Origin of the sequence: Streptomyces vinaceus, assembly GCF_008704935.1 — a bacterium.
GTDB classification, from domain to species: Bacteria; Actinomycetota; Actinomycetes; order Streptomycetales; family Streptomycetaceae; genus Streptomyces; species Streptomyces vinaceus.
The window spans coordinates 2,648,795-2,671,787 of record NZ_CP023692.1; the positions used below are offsets into that span (position 1 = coordinate 2,648,795).

Below are 22,993 nucleotides of genomic sequence, written 5' to 3' on the forward strand. Positions count from 1 at the left end.
GGCAGGATGTTGTCCATGTCCAACCTTTCGCCTTCCCCGGGCGGCACGCCGATGGCCGCCACCCCCCTGACGCGTGCCGTCCTAGAGATCGACGAGTACGCCTCCTCCCTCGGCTGGGACAAGCCCGCCCGGCTCTTCGCCCTCGTCGACACCGCCAGGCTGCGCAAGTCCGAGCCGCGGCTCGCGGGCCAGCTCGGCCTCGACCAGGACGACGCGGGCAAGAGCCAGCTGACCCCGATCGAGCAGGACGAGGTGCCGAAGGGCACCCCGCTGGACAAGTTCCTGGGAACCATCGCCTGGCCCCCGTCGATCGTGGGCTGCGCGCTGACGGTGGAGCGGCTGATGCTGCCGCCGTCCGCGGAGGCCTCCGTACCGGAGGGGCTCAGCGACAAGCAGCTGGCCAAGTGGGTCGCCGCGCACCCGGACCGGCAGGAGGTGCGCCTGACGGTGGGCGTGCTGCGCGACGGCTCGCGGGAGTCCGCGGTGCGGCTGCGCGAGAAGGACTCGTCGACCGAGGTGCTGACCGGCGCGAGCCTGGTCCCGGGGCTGGCCGAGGCACTGGCCGCGACGTTCCTGGACTGACCGGGGCGGGTGGCCCGGTCGGCGGGGCGGCGGATCCGTCAGGGCTTGCCGCACTGCGGCAGCCCGGCCTTGTCCCCCTTGCGGATCTTCTCCAGCGCCTTCGCGGCGTCGTCGATGGTGGAGACCTTCACGAGGGTCAGGCCGTCGGGGACGTGCTCGGAGGCGGAGCCGCAGTTCTCGGCGGGCGTCAGGAAGTACTCGGCGCCGGCCTGGCGGGCGCCGATCGTCTTCATCTGGATGCCGCCGATGGGGCCGACCTTGCCCGTGTCGTCGATGGTGCCGGTGCCGGCGACGAACTTGCCGCCGGTCAGATCGCCCGGGGTGAGCTTGTCGACGATGCCGAGCGCGAACATCAGCCCGGCGCTCGGGCCGCCGACGTCGGCCAGCTTGATGTCGATGTTGAACGGGAAGGTGTGGTCGGTGCCCGCCCGGATGCCGACGATGGCGTGCCCGTCGCCCTCCGCCTTGGCGGTGGTGAGCACGACCTTGGACGAGCCGGTGGGCTCGCGGTGCGCCTTCTCGGCCTCGGCCGCCTCGGCGGCGGGCACGATGGTGAACTCGACCTGCTCGCCGGCCTTGCGCTTGGTGACCAGCTTGGCCACGTCCTCCGGGGCGTTCACGGGACTGCCGTCGACCGCCCGGATCACGTCACCGGCGTGCAGCTTGCCCTCGGCGGGGCTGCCCTTGACCACGGTGGAGACCACGACGCGGGTGGTGACGCCCGGCGTCCCCAGCTGCTTGAGGGCGGCCACCTTGGCGCTCTCCTGCGACTGGCTGAACTCCTCCGCGTTCTCCTGGGTGGACTGCTCCTCCGTCTTCCCGTCCGGGTAGAGGTTCTCGTGCGGGACGACGATGTTGTCGTCGGACAGCCAGCCGTAGACGGCTTCCAGCAGGTTCATGTCGTAGTCGGCGCCGGTGACGCGGACCGTCGTCATGTTGAGGTGCCCACTCGCCGGGTACGTCTTGTGGTCCGCGATGCTGATGACGGGCTCGCCGCGCGAATCGCCGAGCGTGTTCACCGTGGGGCCCGGGCTCATTTCCGAGTACGGGACCTTGATGAACACCCCTGCGCAGAGCAGCGCGAACAGCATGAGGGTGGAGGCGAGCATCGTCGCAGTGCGGCGTGGCATGGATCGACAGTACGGGACGGCCCTGACGGGCGGCCGCCGGGGCCGGTCCGTACGGGCACCGTACGCGGAACTCTCAGCGGATTCTCAGGGCGCTCGGGGGGCCTCCGCCCGGGACGCGTCACACCGCGTCGGAACCGGAATGGGCCGCTGCCTTCGTCCTGGCCTGATCGGCCTTGTCCATGGCTTCACGGAACCTCGCGTATCCCGCGAGTTCGGATATGTCACCTTGAGTGCGGTCGCGAGCCGCCCAGCTGCCCCATATCGCCGCGCCGACGGCGGCGAACAGCGGAATCAGCAACCACGCCAATGACGCCATGGACGTGCCTCCCTGCCCCGAAAGTACGTGTCGTTGGTGGCTTCAACGCTCGTGCCCGGGAGGGGGTTACGCAAATCGAGGGCGTGTTGCGCGGCCGAACGGGTGGGACAGTACCCGTTCGCCCCACCCACCTCGCGCGCGGGGGTCGCCGCCGCCCTCAGCAGGCCCCGACCCACTCCTCCGTGCCGTCCGAGAACGTCTGGTGCTTCCAGATCGGGACCTCGTGCTTCAGGTCGTCGATCAGCATCCGGCAGGCTTCGAAGGCCTCGCCGCGGTGCGGGCAGGAGACGGCGACGACCACCGCGAGGTCCCCGACGGACAGGTCGCCGATGCGGTGGACCGCCGCCAGGGCACGGACCGGGTACTTGGCGATCACCCGCTCGGCGACGCGGCGCATCTCGGCCTCCGCCGTCGGGTGGCAGGAGTAGCCGAGCGCGTCGACGTCGGCCCCGCCGTCGTGGTTGCGCACCGTGCCGACGAAGAGCGTGGTGCCGCCCGTGGCGTCGTCGCCGACGGCCTGGAAGACCTCGTCTATCGAGAGCGGGGTCTCGCGGATGTCGAGCAGCCGGATCGGGTCCGGAGCGGCCTGCTCGCCGGGGTGGTCGAAGTGCGGTGCCATGCAGCCATCGTGCACCACGGGTCTCACATCGCGGTATAGCCGATTCGACCGGCTGTACGACCCACGCGTATGGAGCCTCCTACAGGACCGGCCTCCCGGTGGCCGCCCGTCGGGGCGGCCACCGGGAGGCCAGCGGGTCAGAGACCGCGGCGGCGGCGGGCCGCGCGGACCACCGCCGCGGCGCCGAGGAGGGCGACGGTGGCGCCGGCCGCGCCCGCGGCGGTGGCGTCCTTGCGGCCCAGCCGGCGCCCGGCGACCGTGTGCCGGCCGGCGACCTCCTGGAGGAGCTCGGCCAGCACCTCCTCGTTGGTCCAGCGCGGCCGCCAGCCCGCCGCGTGCAGCCCGCTGACGCTGACCACCCACGGATGCATCGTGTACGCGAGGTCGCCCGCCGGGGACGGCGTCAGGCCGATCCGGTGCAGCCGCGCGGCCGCGCCGAGCGCCACCGCCGAGGGGAGCTCCATGCGGCGGATGCCGCTCAGCTCCTCGACCTCCTCCTGCTCCAGCCAGCCCTCGCAGCCCACCGCGAGCTCGCCCTCGACCTTCTCCAGGGCGGCGTACTCCAGCGCGCTGACCAGGTCCTCCACGTGGCAGAACTGCCAGGTCGGCCGGGATCCGGCCACCACCAGCAGGCGCGGGGACTCGAAGTACCGGGTCAGCGCCGTGTCCGTACCGCCCACCAGGACCGCGGGGCGCACCACCGTCACGTTCAGGCCCGGGTGGGCGCGCGGGGCCCGCCGGCCCAACCGCTCGATCTCCAGCAGGTCGCCGACGCCCGTCGCCTCGGCCGTGGCCCGCAGCTCGGAGTCCTCCGACAGCGGGATGTCGTTGTCCGGCAGCGCCCCGTAGACCATCGCGGACGTGCACAGCACGACCCGGTGCACCCCGGCCGCGGCGGCCGCCGTCAGCACGGTCTGGGTCCCGCGTACGTTGTACGCGGTACGGGCCGCCGGATCCGTCTCCAGGTCGAGGTCGAGCGCCAGGTGGACGACCACGTCGGCCCCGCGCAGTCTGTCGGCGATCGCGGGGTCCCGTACGTCCAGGACGTGCCACTGCGCGGCAGCGCACTCGCCGCGCCGCTCGTCGATCGCCACGACCTGCTTGACCTCGTCGGATGCGGCCAGGCGGGCCACCAAGGCCGCCCCGACCCCGGAGGCGGCGCCGGTCACCGCGATCACGGGGCCTCGCGCTCCCTGGTTTCGCGGCCGGCGAACGCCGTGCGGGCTCTCTCCGTGCTCAGGGCGGTTTTCGGCGTCGTGGGGCGCGCGAACCTGTGGATCTGGGGAACTCACCAGGCGTCTCCAGCGGTTGTCTTCAGTAGGGACGCGCCGTGACGCGTACCTACCAGGTGATGTCCATCCTGCCGCAGCCCAGGAGTCGGCGGAGCACCGAGCCCGCAAGCGGGTCCGGTGTCTACGCTGGGTGGTGTTGTCGGACCATTTCCCGTCGGCCCCCGCCGGCGGCCCTACGAGCCGAGGAAACCCGTGAGCGACACCCCATTCGGATTCGGCCTTCCGCCGGAGGAGCCGGAGAACGGCGACGAAGGCAAGAAGAAGGGCAATCAGGGCGGTCAGGGCGGCCCGAATCCGTTCGGGTTCCCCGGCATGGGCCTGCCGGGCGGAGCCGGCGGCCCCGGCGGCGCGGACAACCCGTTCGCGGCGATGTTCGGCGCGATGAACCCGAACGACCTGGGTGCGGCCTTCCAGCAGCTCGGCCAGATGCTGAGCTACGAGGGCGGTGCCGTGAACTGGGACATGGCCAAGGACATCGCGCGCCAGACCGTGGCCCAGGGCACGGCGGACGGGGTCAAGGACGCCAGCGTCGGGGCCGCCGAGAAGTCCGCCGTCGAGGAGGCCGTACGCCTCGCCGACCACTGGCTGGACGGGGTGACCTCGCTGCCCTCGGGCGCCCCCACGGCCGTCGCCTGGAGCCGCGCCGAGTGGGTCGAGGCCACCCTCCCGGTGTGGAAGGAGCTCGTGGACCCGGTCGCCGAGCGCGTCGGCGCGGCCATGGGCGGCGTGCTGCCCGAGGAGATGCAGGCCATGGCGGGCCCGCTGCTCGGCATGATGCGCTCGATGGGCGGCGCCATGTTCGGCCAGCAGATCGGCCAGGCCGTGGGCACCCTCGCGGGCGAGGTCGTCGGCTCCACCGACATCGGGCTGCCGCTGGGCCCGGCGGGCAAGGCCGCGCTGCTGCCGCTGAACATCGAGGCCTTCGGCAAGGACCTGAGCGTCCCCGCCGAGGAGGTGCGGCTGTACCTGGCCCTGCGCGAGGCGGCCCACGCCCGGCTCTTCGCGCACGTGCCGTGGCTGCGCTCGCACCTGTTCGGCGCCGTCGAGGGGTACGCGCGCGGCATCAAGGTCGACACCTCGAAGCTGGAGGACGTGGTCGGCCAGCTCGACCCGACGAACCCGGAGCAGTTGCAGGAGGCCCTGCAGGGCGGCATGTTCCAGCCGCAGGACACCCCCGAGCAAAAGGCCGCCCTGGCCCGTCTGGAGACGGCGCTCGCGCTGGTCGAGGGCTGGGTGGACGCGGTCGTGCACGAGGCGGCCAAGCCCCGGCTCTCCTCGGCGGACGCCATGCGCGAGACCATGCGCCGGCGGCGCGCCTCGGGCGGCCCGGGCGAGCAGACCTTCGCGACGCTGGTCGGGCTGGAGCTGCGCCCGCGCCGGCTGCGGGACGCCTCGCGGCTGTGGGCCTCGCTGACCGACGCGCGCGGCGTGGACGGCCGCGACGGGCTGTGGGAGCACCCGGACATGCTGCCGACCGCCTCCGACCTGGACGACCCGGACGGGTTCGTGCACCGCGAGCAGCTGGACTTCTCCGAGATCGACAAGATGCTCGGCGAGGCGGCGCAGAAGCGCGACCAGGGCGGACAGGGCGGGCAGGGCCCGCAGGACGGCCCGGATCCGGCGTCCGCCGCCGACTCCGACTCCGACTCCGACTCCGACTCCGACTCCGACGGCGAGGGTGAAACGAAGAAGTGAGCCTGTACGACGACGCGCTGCTGGTCCTCAAGCGGTACGAGGACCAGCCCGAGCTGCGCGACCTCTACCTGGAGCACCTGGCCGCCCACCCGGACGGGATGTACAAGCCCTGCCAGGCCGGGCACCTCACCGGCAGCGCCCTGGTCATCGACCCGGCGGGCGGGCGCGTCCTGCTGACCCTGCACAAGAAGCTCGGCATCTGGCTCCAGATGGGCGGTCACTGCGAGCCCGAGGACACCACCCTGGCGGGTGCCGCGCTGCGCGAAGCCGTCGAGGAGTCGGGCATCGCCTCCGGGCTGACCCTGCTCCCGGGCGGCCCCGTACGGCTGGACCGGCACCCGATCCCGGCGCCGTGCAACTGGCACCTGGACGTGCAGTACGCGGCGCTGGCCCCGGCCGACGCGGTGGCGGAGATCAGCGAGGAGTCGCTGGACCTGCGCTGGTTCCCGTACGAGGAGGTGGCGGCGGCGGCCGACACCTCGGTCGTACGGCTGGTGGAGGCGACCCTGGCGCGGCTATGACACCCGCCGCACAGCCCGGAAGGGGCGGCCCCGCATCCTGCGGAGCCGCCCCTTCCGCGTGCTTCCGGGCGCGCTAGTTCCAGGCGTTGTTCTGGTTCTGGGCGTGGACCCCGTGCTGGCCCATCCCGTACTGCGCGGCCATTCCCTGGCCCAGCTGGGCGTTCTGCGGCGGCAGCACCTCGCTCGGCTGCACCAGCGCGAAGCCGGTGCCGAGGAAGCTGAGCTCCCAGCCCTCGCCGGTGTTGCCGCGCCGCCGCCAGACGCCGGTGGAGTGCGTCTGGGCCTGCATCTGCACCCGCAGCGAGGTGGACCAGGCGACGATCGCGTCCGCGTCGGCGTTGACGTACTTGTCCGGCGTGACCTGCATCATCAGCGGCTGCCCGGAGGTCATCAGAGCGACCTTGCCGCGGCCGGTGATGTTGAGCTGGTACTTGCCGGAGCCGGAGATGCCGTACTGGCTGTCGACCGCGATGGCCTCGGTGTGCAGGGTGGAGTCCATGGCCAGTACGTAGCTGCTGTCGACGGTGAGGCCGTCCTGGTCCACGTCCACGACGTGCACGTACTGGGCGAGGTTGGCGAAGTAGACCGTGCCCTGCCCGGAGCAGCGCATCAGGTCGAGGCCCTCGCCGGTGCGGGCGCGGGCGGTGCGCTGCGTGGTGCTCTGGTACTCGCCGTCGAAGTCGACGATCCCCTGGTAGGCGACCATGGCGCCCTTGCGGGCGAGGACGTCGTCGGAGCCGGCCAGGGTGACCCGCAGCAGCTGCGGGTTCTGGACGGCGTACCGCTCCTGGGACTGCTGCTCGGCGTGGCCGAAAAGTGAGCTCTGCATGATGTGTGTCCGCTCCCCCTCAGCCCCGGGTCCGGAGCCGGTCGGTGCTGTCCTCGCTGGGCTGTACGACGACGATGCCCTGGCCGGAGAAGGCCATCTGGTAGGCCTCCCCGCTGCCCCGGCCGATCATCGACGAGGCCTTGAAGCTGCGCTTGCCCTTCACCTTGAGGTTCGGGGACCAGGCGACGAGCGCGTCGGGGTCGACGTACGTCTCGTCCTCGCCGCGGCCGCAGTCGACCACGATCGGGGTGCCGCGGGAGGTGATGGCGACCCAGCCGGTGCCCGCGATCTGCACGTTGAACAGGCCCTGGCCGGCGAACTTCGCCATGCCCTTGACCCGTTCGACGCCCCACTGGAGGTGGGCGTCGAAGGCGAGCAGGTTGGTGCCGTTGACCGAGAGCGCGTCGTTGTTGAGGTTGATGACGACGACGTCCGCGCCGTAGTCGGCGAGGTAGAGCAGGCCGTCGCCGGTGGCCTTCATCAGCGGGGCGCCCTCGCCGGTGAGCCACTGGGAGGCCATCTGGCGCAGGGCCGGCGGGTTGGGCTCGTACTGGACGAAGCCCTCGTAGGCGACCATCGACCCGGTGCGCGCGAAGAGGTCCTGGCCGCTCTGCATGGCGACCTTGAGCATGGCCCTGCCGTGGTTCTCCATGCGGGCCGTGACGGGGGTGGGGGCGTAGCCCGCGAGCTGCTGGTTCATTGCGTTCATGGCATTCATGTGGGGCTCCCTCAGACCTCGTACGGCTGGACGACGATGAAGTTGCCGGGAGCGCCGCGGAACTGGAGGTTCACGGTCTCCCCGCTGTGGCCGGGGTAGGCGTTGCGCCGCAGCCGGACCTGGCTGGAGACGATCACCTGGGAGGCCGCCGACCACGCGACGATGGCGTTGCTGTCGGCGAAGGTGGTCGGGGTGACGGGCAGGACGACGGGCGTTCCGTGCGTCTTGACGATCACCGTGCCGGAGCCCTGGAACAGCATCGTGAACAGGGCGCCGCCGGGGATGCCGTGGCCCTCGATGCGGCGGACCTCGTGCTGGAGGGACTCGTCGAAGGCGAGGACGCTTTCGGCGGAGACGCAGATCCCGTCGCCCTGGAGCTCGATGGCGTGCAGGTGGGCGCCGTTCTCGGCGAGGAAGACCTGGCCGCGGCCGCTGCAGCGCATCAGCTGCATCTCCTGGCCGGTGGCGTTGCCGACGATGCGGCCGGCGAAGCCGGCGCCCTTGTAGCTGAAGTCGACCTTGCCCTGGTAGAGGACCATGCTGCCCTGGCGGGCGAGGACGGGCTGGCCGCCCATCGAGAGGTCCACCCGCATCAGCTGCTGGTTCTGCGCGGTCCAGCGGGTGCCGGTGGGGACTTCCTTGTACGGCTGGAGGGCGGCGGCGAGGCCGGCGCCGGCGGCCTGCGGGGCGCCGTGGCCGTAGCCGGGCTGCTGACCGGGCATCTGCTGGCCGTACGGGGGCGGCTGCTGGCCGGGGACCTGGCCGTAGGTCGCGGGGGCCGGGGGCGGGACCTGGCCGCCGTAGCCGGGCATCTGGCCGTACGAGGGCTGCGGCTGCTGGCCGTACGGGGGCGCGCCGGGCGGGCCGGGCGGCTGCGGGGCGTGCGGCGGCCGGCCGTACGGCGCGGGGGCCGGCGGGGTGGTGATCGGGCCGACCATGGTCGGGGCCGAGTGCACGGGGGCCGGCGGGGCCGGCTGCTGGTACTGCGGGGCGGGCGCGGGGGCCGGGGCGGGCGCGGGCTGCGGGACGTACGGGGCCTGGGGAGCCTGCGGGGCTTGCGGGGCCTGGACCGGGGCGCCGAAGGACGGCGCCGGGGCGGCGGTCTGCGGCGGCGGGGCGAATCCCGGCGCGGCGCCGGCCTGGGCCGGGGCGGCGGCCTGCGGCTGCTGCGGGGCCTGCTGCTCGTCCTCGTCGGCGACCTCGCCGCCGAAGTTCTTCAGCAGCGCGGCGAGCCCGCCGTCGAAGCCCTGGCCGACCGCGGCGAAGCGCCACACGTCCTTGAGGTAGAAGTCGCCGAGCATGACGGCGCGCTCGGTGCTGAACTCCGCGCCCGTGAAGGAGTACCGGACGACTTCCTCGCCGCCGGCCACGATCCGGATGTAGCCCGGTCCGATCTGCGACATCTGTCCGTCGCCGTCGATGGTGGCCGTGAAGGACAGCTTGTGGATGCTCGCCGGGACGCGGTCCAGCGTCACCCGGAAGGACTCGGTGTCGCCCGCCTGCGCGCCGAGCTGCTGGATCGACTCCTCCGGCGACTTCGGCTGGTTGTAGAAGACGAAGTACCGGTCGTCCGACAGCTGCTCGTTGGCGTCAAGGCCGAAGCAGCTGATGTCGAAGGCGAGTCCGGGGCCGGCGATCTGCACGCCCACGTACAGATCCGTGCCTGCCGTCAGATCGCTGATCCTGGCCTTGTGACCGCGTTGGAATTCCCTGGCCATACGTAACGACCGTCCCCCATCCCGACAGTGAATTGCGTGGCGCTCAGGCTAGCCGCATCCGCCGACATCCGGCCAAGTCGGTACCGACCCGGTACATACCGAGACGCCGGCGCGGGTCACTCCCCGCGGGCCGCCGGGACCTTGGGGAGGCGCTCGGCGGCGACCACTCCCTCCAGGTAGCCGCGGGCCCGCTCGGTGCGCGGGTAGGCCTCCAGCAGTTCCCAGAAGCGGGGACCGTGGCCGGGCACGAGGAGGTGGGCCAGCTCGTGCAGCAGCACGTAGTCGACGACGTACTCGGGCATGCCCTGGAGGCGGTGGGAGAGCCGGATGCTGCCCTCGGCCGGGGTGCAGGAGCCCCAGCGGGTGTTCTGGTTCGTGACCCAGCGCACCGAGCGGGGACGGGCGCGGGCGCCGAAGTACTGCTCGGACAGACGCTCGGCGCGCTCGGTGAGTTCCGCGTCCCCGAGGGTGCGCTTGCTCTCCTGGGCGGCCAGCTTGTCGAGCATGACCCCCACCCAGCGCCGCTCCTCGGCCTCGGACATCCGGGCAGGGATGAGGACGACCGTACGGTCACCCTCGCGGTAGGCGGATACGGTCCTGCGGCGGCGCGCGCTCCGGCGGACTTCGACGGCGCGCTGCTGTGGGTCGGCGGACACGCCCAAGACCGTACCCGCTCGCCTGGCCGAAGTCCCCCCGCTCCCCGGTTCGGACGCGATCGGTTCGAAGGCAGCACAGGAAGCACCCCCTTTCTTCATCTCATATGCCTTATAGGGCGTGCCTGTGGACAAAGGGACGCACGGAACGCGGCGGGCGGGCACTCTGCTGGGGACGGGAACGAGGCGGGGTTCGCAGGAGGGGGAAGGCCATGTATCCGAAGGTGAAGCCGGCGCTGGCGAGGGCCTGGCGGGATCTGCAGACGGTGCAGTTCGGGGTGACGCCCGCGCACGCGGTGGCGCTCGGGCCGGTGGACACGGCGACGGGATCGCTGATCGACCGGATCGACGGGACGCGGGGCATGGAGCTGCTGCGCGCGGAGGCGGTGCGGGTGGGGCTCGCGGAGGGGCAGGTGGAGGCGCTGGTCCGGCGGCTGGCGGCGGCCGGGCTGCTGGACGACGCCACGGCCGGCGGCCCGCGGGCCCAGGCCCTGCGCGAGCAGCCGGAGGTCCTGGAGCGGCTCGGGCCCGATCTGGGCTCGCTGTCACTGGTGCACCGCGAGCCGGGCGGTGATCTACGGGGTGTCGTGGCCCGGCGGGCCATACGGGTCCAGGTGCGCGGGAGCGGCCGGGTGGGCGGGGTGATCGCCGGGGTCCTGGCGGCGGCCGGCGTGGGCCGGGTGGAGGTGCTCGACGGGGGCCGGGTGGAGCCGGGCGACGTGGCGCCGGGCGGGCTGGGCCCCGACAGCGTGGGCCGGCTGCGGGCGGAGGCCGCGGCGGGGCTGGTGCGCGCATCGGCCCCGGGGCGCCCACCGCGGGCGGCGGAGCGGGAGGGGCCCGGGCCGGGGGTGTCCCTGGTGGTGGTCGCGCCCCGGGACGGCCTGCAGGCCTGGGCCCCGGATCCGGGCACCGCGGCCGACTGGGTCGCCGCCGGAACCCCCCATCTGTACGCCGGGGTGCTGGAGGGCACCGGGCTGGTGGGGCCACTGGTGCTGCCGGGGGCCACGGCGTGCGCGGGGTGTATGGAACGCGACCGGGTCGAGGCGGATCCGGCGTGGCCCCGGATGCTGGTGCAATGGCGCTCGGCGCACCGCCGCCGGACCACCGCAGCCTGCGATGTGGGACTGGCCACGGCGGTGGCGGGTCTCGCGGCCGCCCACGCCCTGTCCTTCCTCGACGGGGAGCTGCCCGCGTCCACGGCCTCCCGCTGGGAGGCCGCCCTCCCGGGCCTCCACTGGGAGCGGAGCCCGGTGCGCCCCCATCCCGACTGCCCGTGCGCGGCGGCCCGGGTCCCGGCGGAGCCGGCGGTGACGTCATGAGGCTCTCACGAGGGCGGGCCGAGCCGCTCCTGCACCGCGCGGCACAACTCCTCGATCCGGGGCTCGGCCGACGCGATCACCGGCGTCAGGCTGCGCAGGGCCATGAGCAGTTCGTGCACCGTGCCTCTGGTCGGGTCTCCGTCCAGAAAGTCCGCGAGGTACTGCCGGGCCTCGGCCCAGCGGAGCCGGAGGCACTGGGTGAGGAGGAGATTGCCGATGTCCGCGGCGGATCGGGGCGGGGCGTCCGGGCTCCCCGGGCCCACGATGTCGACGACGCGGGCCAGGTGCCGGTCCCGATCCGGTCGGTGGAGCGCATGCAGCACCACCGCCGTCTCGTAGTGCGCCCAGGTGTCGTCGGGTTCGAGTGCGATCGCGCGGGTGAGCTCGGCCAGAGCCTCCTCGTACCGGCCGAGCAGCCGCCGCACGACCCCGCGGCGGACCGATGTCATGAAGCTGCCGGGCCGGAGCTCATCGGCGCGGTCGTAGTCGCTCAGAGCCTCCTCGAATCGGCCGAGCATGCGAAAGACGTCACCCCGCTCGGCGAAGACCCGTGGCTCGTCGGATCCGAGTCCCAGAGCGCGGGTGTAGTCGACCAGGGCCTCCTCGTGCCTGCCGAGCAGCAGGAGCAGCCGTCCCCGACGGGTGAGGGCCCACTGATAGTCCCGACTGAGCTCGATGGCCCGGTCGAAGCCGTCCAGTGCCCGCCCGTACTCGCCCATCGCGGCGTGGATCTCGCCCCGGCTGGCGAGGGCCCAGGCGTAGTCCGCCTTGAGTTCGAGGGCCCGGTCGAGCGCGTCCAGGGCCTCCGGGTGCCGCTCCGTCAGCCGCAGGACCTCGCCCAGTCCCGCGAGCGCCACGGGGTCGTCGGGCTTCAGCTCCACGGCACGGGTGAAGTCGGTCAGCGCCTCCTCGTACCGGGCGAGGCCCCGGTGGCTCCGGCCCCTGATCAGGCGGGCCCAGGCGTAGTCCGGGGAGAAGCCGACCGCCTGGTCGAGGGCGGCCAGGGCCTCTTTGTGCCGGCCCGTGCTGTTGAGCACGAATCCCAGGTTCGCCAGGGCCCAGGCGCTGTCCGGCTTGATCTCGATGGCGCGCTCGAAATCGGCGAGAGCCTCGTCGTACCGCTCCGTGAGGCGGTGGAGCACACCGCGATGGGTGAGTGCCCAGTGGGCGTCCGGGTCGAGATCGAGGACACGTGCGAAGTCGGCCAGCGCCTCCTCGTACTGGCCGATGGCGCGGTGGCAGACCCCGCGGTTGCCGATGCTCCAGATGTAGGCGGGATCGAGCTCGATGGCGCGGGTGTAGTCCCCGATCGCCTCCTCGAAGCGTTCGGTGAGCTCGTGGGTGCGGCCCCGGCCGTAGTGGGCGCGCTCCGTCCCGGGGTCGAGGGCGAGCGCCCGCGCGTAGTCGGTCAGGGCCTGCGGGTACCGCTCGGCATTGCGGTGGTCCCGGCCGCGCAGGGTCAGCGCGAGGGCCTGGCCGGCGGCGTCGAGGGCACCTCGGGACAGCAGGAGCGTCAGGGTGGCCACGCCGGCATCCTGCTGCTCCAAGGCCGTGCGGAGGCGCTCACCCCAGTCGGCGAGTTCGGTTCCCTGGGTGTCCCGGCCGGCCTGGATCCAGACCTGGACCCAGCGGTGGAGAGTGGTGATGCCGTGGTCGTAGGCGTCGACGAGCTCCCGCGACGCGGCGGGAAGGGCTGCGCGCGGGTCGGCGCACAGCCGGTGGTAGGTCTCCTGGAGGCGGTGTCCGCGCCAGGTCTCGTCCGACCACCAGCCGTCGGCCGGGGTGACGGCCTCCTCCAGGCGCTCCCGGCGCACTTGGAAGGCGTCGGCCAGCCGAGTGTGCAGCCGCTCCCAGCCGGCCGGGGACTGCCTGCGCCGGAGCCGCAGCATCGCGCCGCGGACCACCTCGTGATAGCGGCAGTGGCCGGAGCGCTCGGTGACGAAAGGCATCGACCGCAGCCAGCCGAACAGCTCGGCGGCCTCCTCCTCCACGGCCGCCCGGTACACGTCCTCGTCCAGTTCCTGCGGGAACGCACAGGCCAGGGCAGCGGCCCTGCGGGCCGGATCCGTCTCCCACTTGAGGAAGCGCTCGACGGCGGTACCACTGGGGTCCCCGATCTCCTCCACGCTGCCCGGCTGGGCTTCGCCCAGCGTGGAGACCAGGACCGGAAGCCGTCCCGACAGCTGGAGGATCACCTCGACGACGCGCTCGTCCGTCACGCCCTTCCCCGCGAGGAGCCGGCGTGCCTCGGCTTCCGTGAACACCTCCAGCGGCCAGTCCGTGACCAGGTCGTACCAGTCCTCCCAGCAGCGGGCCGCCAGCCGCGACTGACCGGCCAGGACGACCAGCACGTTCGCCGGGAGCTCCCCGTAGCGGTCGCTGACCAGTACGTCCCGCAACCAGGTGTCCAGCATGGGTCCGGTGCGCTCGTAGGTGTCGAAGAACAGCGTGATCCACGGATGCTTGCGGGCCACTTCCCCGAGCTCTTCCAGAAACACCGGGGTCAGGATGTCCAGCGGGGACATCACCAGCTCGACATCGCCGTGGCTGCGGAGGCGGGTGCTGAGGAGCGCCTTCACCCGGTCCGCGCCGGCCGCCACGTGGTTCGGGTCCACCGCGCCGGTGAATGCGCCCACGCCCGGAAGCATGCCCAGCCCGACCAGGCCCAGCTGCGAGGCGATCAGGCTGGACGGCGATGGCGACGGCGACGGGGCGCTGCCGGCTGCCGCGTCGGCCCCGCCGGCAGCCGCCGCCATCCCGACGTCCGCCTCGTGGCGGCGCTGCCGATAGGTGGCCAGCAGCTTGTCGAAGCCCTTCAGCGCCACGCCCTGCTGGGAGAAGTGCGCGCTGACGACTTCCATCGTCTCGATGACGTCGGCGACCGACTCGTCGACGTACGCGGTGACCGCCTGCCCTTCGCGGGCGATCGTCTCCAGCTGGCGCACCAGGGTGGACTTGCCGACGCCGGCCGGGCCGCGGATGTGGAAGAGGAACTGCGCGGCCTCGTCCGGGGACTGCGCGAGGGCGTCCCGGAAGGCGGTGACCTCGCCCTGTCGTCCGATGAAGGTGTTGGAACGCCGTCGCCGGATCAGTTCCTGCCTCGAAGGCCCCCGCCCAGCCATCCACAGCCCTTTCCCCACCACGCGGCCCGCTCTCCCGCCATGCTGTCCCACGGGAGCGGGTGCTGTCCGGCAACGGGCGGATTCCTGCCACATCACGAGCGGACGCCTCGGCCGGGGCGGGGCGCGGGCGCCATGACAGGATGCGGTGGGCCGAGGGGCCATCCTGAACCGCCGCTTGCGGCACAGCTGTCTGGGAACTGGAGGGGCGCATGTCTGATCTTCCCCGGAAGGCGGTCACCCGTACCGTCAAGCTGGCCGCGCTGCCGCTCGGCTTCGCGGGCCGGGTCACCTGGGGGCTGGGCAAGCGGATCGGCGGCAAGTCGGCGGAGATCGTGGCGCGCGAGCTCCAGCAGCGCACCGCCGAGCAGCTGTTCCGCACCCTCGGGGAGCTGAAGGGCGGTGCCATGAAGTTCGGGCAGGCGCTCTCGGTCTTCGAGTCGGCCCTGCCCGAGGAGGTCGCCGGGCCGTACCGGGCGGCGCTGACCAAGCTCCAGGAGGCGGCTCCGCCGCTGCCCGCGCAGACGGTGCACCAGGTGCTGGCGGAGCGGCTGGGGGCCGACTGGCGGGACCTGTTCGAGGAGTTCGAGGACAAGCCGGCCGCGGCCGCCTCGATCGGGCAGGTGCACCGGGCGGTGTGGCACGACGGCCGGCAGGTCGCGGTGAAGGTCCAGTACCCGGGGGCCGGCGAGGCACTGCTGTCGGACCTGAAGCAACTGGGCCGGTTCGCGGGACTGCTGGGGCCGCTGGTTCCCGGCATGGACGTCAAGCCGCTGATCAAGGAGCTGCGCGACCGGGTCTCGGAGGAGCTGGACTACGAACTGGAGGCGGAGGCCCAGCGCACGCACGCGGACGCGTTCGAGGGCGACGAGGACGTGGTCGTACCGGATGTCGTGCACCAGGGCGACCAGGTGCTGGTGACCGAGTGGATGGAGGGGACCCCGCTGTCCGAGGTGATAGCGGACGGCACCCAGGAGGAGCGCGACCGCGCCGGACAGCTCTTGGCCCGCTTCCTCTTCTCGGGGCCCGCGCGCACCGGCCTGCTGCACGCCGATCCGCACCCGGGCAACTTCCGCCTGCTGGCCGGGGCGGACGGCCGGATACGGCTGGGCGTGCTGGACTTCGGCACCGTCGACCGGCTGCCCGGCGGCTGGCCCAAGCCCATCGGCACCTCACTGCGGATGACGCTGGAGGGGGACGCCGAAGGAATCTACGGACACCTGTGCGCCGAGGGGTTCGTGCGGGAGTCCATCGAACTGGATCCGGAAGCGGTGCTGGACTATCTGCTGCCCATCATCGAGCCCGCGCAGGCGGAGGAGTTCACCTTCACGCGGCCGTGGCTGCGCGGTCAGGCGGCTCGGATCGCCGATCCCCGCTCCCCCGCGCACCAGTTGGGCCGGCAGATCAATCTGCCGCCCTCGTATCTGCTGATCCACCGGGTGACTCTGAGCACCATCGGGGTGCTCTGCCAGCTGGGCGCGACGGTACGGCTGCGGGAGGAACTGGAGTCCTGGCTCCCGGGTTTCCTGCCCGAGGAGTGAGCGCGTAGGCGCTGGGGTCGAGGTGGCGCGGTCACCACCAGGACGAGTCGAGGCGGCCCTCGATCGCCCTGAGGTTGGCGCGCGCGCAGTCGACGCAGAAGTACTGTCTGGTCCCGTTCTCCACCGAGCAGGTCCAGGTGGGCGGGGCGCCGTCGGGGGCCTTCTTGCCGCAGCGCGCGCAGACGACGGGCTGGGCCTCGGGTCCGGACGGGGTGGGGTGGGGATTCGGCTGGTCCACCTCCAGACGATATCCCCACGAGGCGCGGAGAGCCGTCCGCAACGCACCGGGGGGACCGGTCCGTTCGGACCGGTCCCCCCATACGCTGCCGCGCCGCTGGTCAGCGGCGGTTCAGCCGTGGCTCAGTGCATGACGGCCATGGCGAGGGCCCGCCGGGCGCGCAGCGAGACGCGCTCGGCTCGCCGCTGCATGCGGCGGGCGGCGACCAGGCGCAGGGCGCGACGCTCGGCGTCGACCTCGCGCATGCGGTCGTCCATATGGGCACGGGCCAGGGCTTCTGGGATGAGTTGCATTTCTCGGGTCCTGTTCTGACGCGAGGTGATCGCGCCGGCGGTGATGAAGTCTGCGTGGGCGGAGCCGTGCGGCTGCTCGCTCGTCGTGTGGGCGGTCATGAGGGCCTGCTTCAAGGGGTCGTGCGTCAGGGGGCGGTCGATGGTTCCGATGGCGGTCATGCCGCGACAACCGGGTTCTTGCGCGGACGGCCACGGGGCCGCTTCCGGGCTACGACAACGCCCTGGACGAAGAGCTCGCCACCCCAGACACCCCAGGGCTCGCGGCGCTCCAGCGCACCGGCGAGGCAGGCCTCGACCAGCGGGCAGGTGGCGCACAGGGACTTCGCGTACTCGACGTCCGCCGGGGACTCGGCGAAGAAGACCTCGGGGTCGTAGGTACGGCAGGCGACGGGTACGCCGAGGTTCTCGATGGCGTCGTCGAGCGCGGTCAGCGCGGTGAGGGGAGTCAAGGTGGAGTCCTCCGGGACTGCGGGCGGGGAGATCGTCTGGGTCTGCGGTACGGACGGGGCGTGCGCTTCGAGTTGCACGGTGTTTTCTTCCTCGTCTTGGTTGGCTAGTCGTTCCGGCCGGGTTCGGCCGGGGGCGGCTGGTACCTGGTCTTGCCAGTCCCGAGGCTCCTTCGTGCTGTCGTCCCCCGGTCGGAGACAAACAGAAGGGCCGCGGATCCCGGGTGGGGTTCCGCGGCCCTGAAGGCGCCGGCCTGATCTTGAAATCAGGCTGGATCACTCCAGGGTTCGAGCCCACGGAAGGCCCACATCAGGTGGTGCTGCTGCTTCGTCTGCTTCGTCTGGACTCCGGCACCGGCTGCGGCAGCGAAGCCATAGGCGCCGTGCGCCTGGGCTTCCACTACTGCCACCGATGCCTGGGTCGGTCGCTCATTCCGCTCGCTCGCCAGGAGCGCGGAGGGCGCGGCCAGCAGGGCGCGGCTGTCAGCGGAAATCGCGGACAGACCGGTACCCAGGAGCGGGAGGAGCGAGGAGGAGCCGAGCGTGCAGGAAGCGGCGACCGAGCGATCGGTCATTTTGGTGGTGGTGATGAAGCTGGTCACTGGTCTCGCCTCCTCTCGGCGTCTCGGGGACGGTGGCCCGGGGGCCTGTCCCATACGTATTCGGATAAGTACAGCACGGATCCGGAGCTTCGGAGAAGCCACCGTTTCCGTTGCTAAGAACCTATGGGGATTCGCTGGGCATGTGCAAACTATTTTTCCGACGAGTTTCTACGCGTCGTCAGCATCCCCGGCCCCAGGGTCCTGACCTGCACAGATGGCCAGGACCTCGGCCCCGTACCGGTCGAGCTTGCGGCGGCCGACTCCAGAGATCATCGAGAGCTCGCCCTCCTCGGACGGCTGGGCCTCGGCGATCGCGACGAGCGTCTTGTCCGTGAACACGCAGTACGCGGGCAGTCCCTGCTCCTTCGCCTGGTCCGCCCGCCACTCGCGCAGGCGCTCGTAGATGCCCTCGTCCATGTCGGACGGGCAGTCCTCACAGCGCATCAGCTTCAGCTCGCCGGCCTCGGTGAGGGTCCTGCCGCAGACCCGGCACAGCGTCGGCCCGCGGTGCCCGCGCTTGCGGGCCCCTCTCTCGGCCGGGGCGCCCGGCCGGCTTCCCGGGGCCGCAGAGCCCGGCCGCAGGCCGTTCAGGAAGCGGCTGGGGCGTCGGGAGGGCCGGCCGCCCGGAGCCCGGGAGAGGGCCCAGGAGAGCGTCAGGTGCAGCCGCGCCCGGGTGACGCCGACATAGAGCAGCCGGCGCTCCTCCTCGACCTGCTCGTCGGTCTTGGCGTACGTGATCGGCAGCATGCCGTCGGTGAGCCCGGCCAGGAACACGGCGTCCCACTCCAGGCCCTTGGCGGCGTGCAGGGAGGCGAGGGTGACGCCCTGGACGGTCGGGGCGTGCTGGGCGGCCCTGCGCTCGTCCAGCTCGACGGTCAGGTCCGCCAGCGTCGCGCCCGGGCGGCCGCGGGCGAAGTCCTCGGCGAGCCGGACCAGGGCGGCCACCGACTCCCACTGGTCGCGCACGGCCCCCGAGCCGGCGGGCGGCTCGGTGGTCCAGCCGGTGGAGCTGAGCACGGCCCGCACCTGGGAGCCGAGCTCGACGACGTCGTCGAGCAGCGGGTCGTTGCCCCCGGAGCGGGCGGCGCCGCGCAGGGCCAGGATCGCCTTCTGCACCTCGGCGCGCTCGAAGAACCGCTCGGCGCCGCGCAGCTGGTACGGGACGCCGGCGTCGGCGAGGGCCTGCTCGTAGATCTCGGACTGGGCGTTGATGCGGTAGAGCACGGCGATCTCGCCGGCCGGAACGCCCGCCGCGATCAGGTCCCGGATGCGCAGGGCGACGCCCTCGGCCTCGGCGGGCTCGTCCGGGTACTCGGCGTAGACCGGGTCGGGGCCGGGCTCGCGCTGCGAGACCAGCTCCAGGCGGTGCTCGGCGGCGCGGCCCCTGGCCTGGGCCAGGAGCCCGTTGGCGAGGTGGACCACCTGGGGGGTGGAGCGGTAGTCGCGGACCAGCTTGACCAGGGTGGCCTGCGGATAGCGGGTGCGGAAGTTCAGCAGGTGGTCGGGGGTGGCCCCGGTGAAGGAGTAGATCGTCTGGCTGGCGTCGCCGACGACGCAGAGGCTGTCGCGCTCGCCGAGCCACAGGTCGAGCAGCCGCTGCTGGAGCGGGCTGACGTCCTGGTACTCGTCCACCACGAAGTGCTGGTACTGGGTGCGGATCTGCTCGGCGATGTCGTGGCGGTCCTGGAGGATGCCCACCGTGAGGAGCAGCACGTCCTCGAAGTCGATCATGCCGCGGTCGCGCTTGAGCTGCTCGTACGTCCCGTAGATCTGGGCGATCTCCGCCATGTCCCGGGGGGCCTCGCGGCCCGCCTTCAGGGCGGCCGCCGGATAGTCGGAGGGGACGGTCTGGGTGACCTTCGCCCACTCGATCTCACCGGTGACATCGCGCAGCTCGCCCCGGTCGAGCCGGATGCGGCAGCGGGCGCCGGCCTCGGCGACGAACTGGATCTTGCGTTCGAGGAGCCGGGGCACCTCGCCGCCGATCGCCTTGGGCCAGAAGTACTGGAGCTGGCGCAGGGCGGCGGAGTGGAACGTCCGCGCCTGCACCCCGCCCGCGCCCAGGGAGCGCAGGCGGCCGCGCATCTCGCCGGCGGCGCGGTTGGTGAACGTGACGGCCAGCACGCTGGCCGGCATGAGCTGGCCCGAACGCACCCCGTAGGCGATCCGGTGGGTGATCGCGCGGGTCTTGCCCGTGCCCGCGCCCGCCAGCACGCACACCGGCCCGCGCAGGGTCGTCGCGACCTCGCGCTGCTCGGGGTCCAGGCCCAGGAGCACCGCGTCGGCCGAGTCCGCGCCGGCGGGGAAGGAGGGGAGGTGCGTTGCTGATGTCACCCCGCCATGCTGCCAGGTCCCGAGGGGCGGACGGGAAACTTGTCCACAGGGTGCGCGCATTCGTCACACGGTCCCACTTGACGTACTGCGAGGTCCCGGCCGTAGCGCGGGTACGGGAATGGCCCCGGGGTCCCGTACGTTCGAGTACTCGGACCACCCAGACCCCACAGAGGAGAGCGCAGCATGCAGGACACGGGTTCCGTCACGATGTACAGCACGACCTGGTGCGGCTACTGCCGCCGGCTGAAGACCCAGCTGGACCGGGAAGGCATCGCGTACAACGAGATCAACATCGAGCTGGACCCGGAGTCCGCGGCGTTCGTCGAGAAGGCGAACGGCGGCAACCAGACGGTCCCGACCGTGCTCGTGAAGTCCGCCGCCGGCGCCGAGTCGGTCATGACGAACCCGAGCCTGGCCCAGGTCAAGCAGGCCCTGGCCGTCTGAGCCGCGTCCCGGCGCACTGCGCGACAGAGAGGCCCCCGCCGTGGCGGGGGCCTTCTGCATGCCGTCTGCGTGTCTTCTGCGGGCGCGGGCGGACCGGCGCCCCGCCGTGTGAGAAGCCTTACGCCGCCGCGCGCGGCAGCGGCTCCCCGTACCAGCGCTCGACAAGCCGGGCCGCGATCGAGATCCCCGACGGGGGCAGCATCTCGCCCGACTCGAACGCGGCGCGCAGCTCCTCGCGGGAGAACCAGCGGGCCTCCTGGATCTCCTCCCCGTCGACCGTGATCTCGGTGGTCGTGGCGCGCGCCGTGAAACCGAGCATGAGGCTGTACGGGAACGGCCAGGGCTGGCTGGCGACGTACTCGACCTCGCCGACCCTGATGCCCGCCTCCTCCCACACCTCGCGCACGACCGACTGCTCGATCGACTCGCCCGGCTCCACGAACCCGGCCAGCGTCGAGAAGCGCCCCTCCGGCCAGTGCACCTGGCGGCCCAGCAGCGCGCGGTCGTGCTCGTCGGTGACCAGCATGATCACCGCCGGGTCGGTGCGCGGGTAGTGCTCGGCGCCGCAGCCCGGGCAGCGGCGGATGTGCCCGGCGGCCGCGACCACCGTGCGCTCGCCGCAGCGCGAGCAGAAGCGGTGCATCCGCTGCCAGTTCTCCAGCGCCACGGCGTGCACCATCAGCCCGGCGTCGCGCGGGGACAGCAGCAGCCCGGCCTCGCGCAGGCCGGCCGGGCGGGCCGACTGGTCCATCCGGCCTGGCAGGGAGTCCTTCTGGAGCGCGAAGTACCGTACGCCGTCGTCGTCGGTGCCCAGGAAATAGCGGTGCGTCTCGGTGACCGGGGCCTCGAAGGCCGGGGTCATGACGATTCCGGTGCCGCCGTCGGGGGTGTCGTCGATCAGGACCTGACCGCCGGAGACCACGAAGACGCGGGTCGTCGGGTGGCTCCAGGCGGCCGCGAGCCAGGCCTCGTCGAGGCGGTGGTGCGCGGCCCGGTCGATTCCGCTGGGCGCGGCGAGCGAGATCGGGTGCTCGGTATGGGTGCTCACAGGTACTTCCAACTCCCCCGGTGGTGGGACAGGCAGGCTCGGTGACTCGGTACGTGTGGTGCGTGGTGCGTGGTGCTGGTGCTGTGCTCGGGGCGTGGTGCCCGGCGCGTGGTGCGTGCGTCAGGCGGGTCGGCCGTGGGAGGCGGCCAGGTCGCCCCACAGGTAGGCGGCCGTCTCGACCCCCTTGAGCAGCAGGTCCAGCTCGACCTTCTCGTTCGGCGAGTGCCAGCCGTCCGACGGCACGGAGATGCCGAGGAACAGGACGGGCGCCCCCAGGACGTCCTGGAGGTCGGCCGCCGGTCCGGAGCCACCCTCGCGGGTGAAGCGGACCTTCTCGCCGAACGCCCGCCCCATGGCCCGTACGACCGACTGCAGCGCCGGGTGGTCCAGCGGGGTCAGGCAGGGCCGGGTGGGGGCGCCGAAGACGATGGAGTGCCGGATCCCGTCCGGGACCCGCGCCGCGACCCAGTCCCGCACGGCCGCCTCGACCTCGTACGGGTCCTGCCCCGACACCAGGCGGAACGACAGCTTCAGGTGGGCGGAGGCGGGCACGATGGTCTTGCCGCCGGGGCCCTGGTAGCCGCCGCCGATGCCGTTGACCTCGGCGGTCGGCCGGGCCCAGACCCGCTCCAGGGTGGAGTAGCCCTTCTCGCCCGCCGCCGCGTGCGATTTGGCCGTGCGCAGCCACTCGGACTCGTCGAACGGGAGCTCGGCGATGAGCGCCCGCTCCTCGTCCGTGAGCTCGGCGATGTTGTCGTAGAAGCCGGGGATGGTGACCCGCTCGTCGGCGTCGTGCAGCGCCGCGACCAGGCGGGCGGCGACGGTGGCCGGGTTGGGCACGGCCCCGCCGAAGGCGCCGGAGTGGATGTCCTGGTCCGGCCCGTGCAGGTCGATCTCGCAGTCGGCGACGCCGCGCATGCCGGTGCAGACGGTGGGCGTGGTCTCGGACCACATGCCGGTGTCGGAGACGATCACCACGTCGGCGGCGAGGCGCCGCGCCTCGCGCTCGACGAGGGCGCGGAAGTTCGGGGAGCCGGACTCCTCCTCGCCCTCGACGATCAGCTTGAGGTGCACGGCCGGGGCCTCGGCGCCGGTGGCCGCCAGGTGGGCCCGTACGCCGAGGGTGTGGAAGAAGACCTGGCCCTTGTCGTCGGCGGCGCCGCGCGCGTACATGCGCCCTTCGCGGATCACCGGCTCGAAGGGGTCGGTGTGCCAGCCGTCGGCGACGGCGGCGGGCTGCACGTCGTGGTGCCCGTACACGAGCACGGTCGGGGCGTCCGGGTCCGAGCTCGGCCACTCGGCGAAGACGGCGGGCGCGCCGGCGGTCGGCCAGACCTCCGTGACGGGGAAGCCGGTCTCCTTGAGCTTGGCGGCGAGCCATTCGGCGCTGCGGCGTACGTCGTCCGCGTGCTCGGGCTGGGCCGAGACGGAGGGGATGCGCAGCCACTCGGCGAGGTCTTCGAGGAAGGCGGCGCGGTGGGCGTCGATGTACGTGCGGACGGTGCGGACGACGCTGTCCGCCGGGGTTTCGCTCAT

The 22,993-nt window shown here is 72.5% G+C and carries 22 protein-coding genes; 6 read left to right on the forward strand and 16 right to left on the reverse strand.

Annotated features, from left to right (window positions below; translation table 11 throughout):
- The first annotated feature begins 6 nt into the window (after window positions 1-6).
- Entirely contained in the window at window positions 7-582 is a 576-nt protein-coding gene (locus CP980_RS11580) for a PPA1309 family protein (RefSeq protein ID WP_030153531.1), read from the forward strand.
- Window positions 583-620: 38 nt separating this feature from the next.
- On the opposite strand, the gene CP980_RS11585 is transcribed toward CP980_RS11580, so the two are convergent.
- The 4 genes from CP980_RS11585 to CP980_RS11600 all read right to left on the reverse strand — a co-directional run bounded on the left by CP980_RS11585 (window position 621) and on the right by CP980_RS11600 (window position 3,939).
- Window positions 621-1,712, reverse strand: coding sequence for a YlbL family protein (locus CP980_RS11585; RefSeq protein WP_150528117.1), 1,092 nt, complete (start codon window positions 1,710-1,712; stop codon window positions 621-623).
- Window positions 1,713-1,830: 118 nt separating this feature from the next.
- Entirely contained in the window at window positions 1,831-2,028 is a 198-nt protein-coding gene (locus CP980_RS11590; RefSeq protein WP_099889576.1) for a hypothetical protein, read from the reverse strand.
- A 157-nt stretch (window positions 2,029-2,185) separates the two neighbouring features.
- Window positions 2,186-2,647, reverse strand: a complete 462-nt coding sequence (locus tag CP980_RS11595) for a molybdenum cofactor biosynthesis protein MoaE (RefSeq protein WP_132756613.1) — start codon at window positions 2,645-2,647, stop codon at window positions 2,186-2,188.
- 137 nt (window positions 2,648-2,784) lie between these two features.
- The gene (locus CP980_RS11600) at window positions 2,785-3,939 is read right to left on the reverse strand and encodes an SDR family oxidoreductase (protein ID WP_132756611.1); all 1,155 of its coding nucleotides are present in this window, start codon (window positions 3,937-3,939) and stop codon (window positions 2,785-2,787) included.
- A gap of 192 nt (window positions 3,940-4,131) precedes the next feature.
- Here CP980_RS11600 and CP980_RS11605 point away from each other — a divergent pair, with 192 nt between their 5' ends.
- Together CP980_RS11605 and CP980_RS11610 are read left to right on the forward strand one after the other, a co-directional pair.
- Window positions 4,132-5,634: a zinc-dependent metalloprotease gene (locus CP980_RS11605; protein WP_132756609.1), complete on the forward strand. Its 1,503-nt coding sequence runs from the start codon at window positions 4,132-4,134 to the stop codon at window positions 5,632-5,634.
- Complete coding sequence (locus CP980_RS11610; protein ID WP_132756607.1) at window positions 5,631-6,155, forward strand: NUDIX hydrolase; 525 nt, start codon at window positions 5,631-5,633, stop codon at window positions 6,153-6,155. The genes CP980_RS11605 and CP980_RS11610 overlap by 4 nt, the downstream gene beginning before the upstream one ends.
- 73 nt (window positions 6,156-6,228) lie before the next feature.
- On the opposite strand, the gene CP980_RS11615 is transcribed toward CP980_RS11610, so the two are convergent.
- The 4 genes from CP980_RS11615 to CP980_RS11630 all read right to left on the reverse strand — a co-directional run bounded on the left by CP980_RS11615 (window position 6,229) and on the right by CP980_RS11630 (window position 10,175).
- The gene (locus tag CP980_RS11615) at window positions 6,229-6,984 is read right to left on the reverse strand and encodes an AIM24 family protein (RefSeq protein WP_132756605.1); all 756 of its coding nucleotides are present in this window, start codon (window positions 6,982-6,984) and stop codon (window positions 6,229-6,231) included.
- A gap of 19 nt (window positions 6,985-7,003) precedes the next feature.
- A complete protein-coding gene (locus CP980_RS11620) occupies window positions 7,004-7,684 on the reverse strand; it encodes an AIM24 family protein (RefSeq protein ID WP_099889582.1) in 681 nt (226 codons plus the stop codon).
- Window positions 7,685-7,713: 29 nt separating this feature from the next.
- Complete coding sequence (locus CP980_RS11625) at window positions 7,714-9,420, reverse strand: TerD family protein (protein WP_150528118.1); 1,707 nt, start codon at window positions 9,418-9,420, stop codon at window positions 7,714-7,716.
- A 116-nt stretch (window positions 9,421-9,536) separates the two neighbouring features.
- The gene (locus tag CP980_RS11630) at window positions 9,537-10,175 is read right to left on the reverse strand and encodes a M48 metallopeptidase family protein (protein ID WP_132756602.1); all 639 of its coding nucleotides are present in this window, start codon (window positions 10,173-10,175) and stop codon (window positions 9,537-9,539) included.
- A gap of 110 nt (window positions 10,176-10,285) precedes the next feature.
- Between CP980_RS11630 and CP980_RS11635 the strand changes: the two genes are divergently transcribed.
- Window positions 10,286-11,392 (forward strand): ThiF family adenylyltransferase, encoded by a 1,107-nt coding sequence (locus CP980_RS11635; protein ID WP_150528119.1) that lies wholly within the window; start codon window positions 10,286-10,288, stop codon window positions 11,390-11,392.
- A 5-nt stretch (window positions 11,393-11,397) separates the two neighbouring features.
- Here the strand turns inward: CP980_RS11635 and CP980_RS11640 are convergent, their stop codons facing one another.
- Entirely contained in the window at window positions 11,398-14,514 is a 3,117-nt protein-coding gene (locus tag CP980_RS11640) for a tetratricopeptide repeat protein (protein WP_167535822.1), read from the reverse strand.
- Window positions 14,515-14,723: 209 nt separating this feature from the next.
- On the opposite strand from CP980_RS11640, the gene CP980_RS11645 reads away from it, so the two are divergent.
- Window positions 14,724-16,052 (forward strand): ABC1 kinase family protein, encoded by a 1,329-nt coding sequence (locus CP980_RS11645; protein WP_132756596.1) that lies wholly within the window; start codon window positions 14,724-14,726, stop codon window positions 16,050-16,052.
- Window positions 16,053-16,083: 31 nt separating this feature from the next.
- On the opposite strand, the gene CP980_RS11650 is transcribed toward CP980_RS11645, so the two are convergent.
- The 5 genes from CP980_RS11650 to CP980_RS11670 all read right to left on the reverse strand — a co-directional run bounded on the left by CP980_RS11650 (window position 16,084) and on the right by CP980_RS11670 (window position 20,025).
- On the reverse strand, window positions 16,084-16,290 hold the full coding sequence (locus CP980_RS11650; RefSeq protein WP_132756595.1) for a hypothetical protein: 207 nt from the start codon (window positions 16,288-16,290) through the stop codon (window positions 16,084-16,086).
- A gap of 122 nt (window positions 16,291-16,412) precedes the next feature.
- Window positions 16,413-16,742 (reverse strand): hypothetical protein, encoded by a 330-nt coding sequence (locus tag CP980_RS11655; RefSeq protein WP_132756593.1) that lies wholly within the window; start codon window positions 16,740-16,742, stop codon window positions 16,413-16,415.
- Window positions 16,739-17,110: a WhiB family transcriptional regulator gene (locus tag CP980_RS11660; protein ID WP_030153506.1), complete on the reverse strand. Its 372-nt coding sequence runs from the start codon at window positions 17,108-17,110 to the stop codon at window positions 16,739-16,741. Before CP980_RS11660 ends, CP980_RS11655 begins: the two co-directional genes overlap by 4 nt.
- Before the next feature lie 185 nt (window positions 17,111-17,295).
- Window positions 17,296-17,631 carry a hypothetical protein gene (locus CP980_RS11665; RefSeq protein ID WP_099889589.1) on the reverse strand — a complete coding sequence of 112 codons (336 nt, stop codon included), beginning with the start codon at window positions 17,629-17,631 and terminating at the stop codon, window positions 17,296-17,298.
- Between the two features lie 168 nt (window positions 17,632-17,799).
- Window positions 17,800-20,025 carry an ATP-dependent DNA helicase UvrD2 gene (locus CP980_RS11670; RefSeq protein ID WP_150528121.1) on the reverse strand — a complete coding sequence of 742 codons (2,226 nt, stop codon included), beginning with the start codon at window positions 20,023-20,025 and terminating at the stop codon, window positions 17,800-17,802.
- A gap of 123 nt (window positions 20,026-20,148) precedes the next feature.
- Between CP980_RS11670 and CP980_RS11675 the strand changes: the two genes are divergently transcribed.
- Window positions 20,149-20,409, forward strand: coding sequence for a mycoredoxin (locus CP980_RS11675; RefSeq protein WP_030153502.1), 261 nt, complete (start codon window positions 20,149-20,151; stop codon window positions 20,407-20,409).
- Between the two features lie 118 nt (window positions 20,410-20,527).
- Here the strand turns inward: CP980_RS11675 and nudC are convergent, their stop codons facing one another.
- Together nudC and CP980_RS11685 are read right to left on the reverse strand one after the other, a co-directional pair.
- On the reverse strand, window positions 20,528-21,469 hold the full coding sequence (nudC, locus tag CP980_RS11680) for an NAD(+) diphosphatase (RefSeq protein ID WP_099889591.1): 942 nt from the start codon (window positions 21,467-21,469) through the stop codon (window positions 20,528-20,530).
- A 108-nt stretch (window positions 21,470-21,577) separates the two neighbouring features.
- The gene (locus CP980_RS11685; protein ID WP_150528122.1) at window positions 21,578-22,993 is read right to left on the reverse strand and encodes a dipeptidase; all 1,416 of its coding nucleotides are present in this window, start codon (window positions 22,991-22,993) and stop codon (window positions 21,578-21,580) included.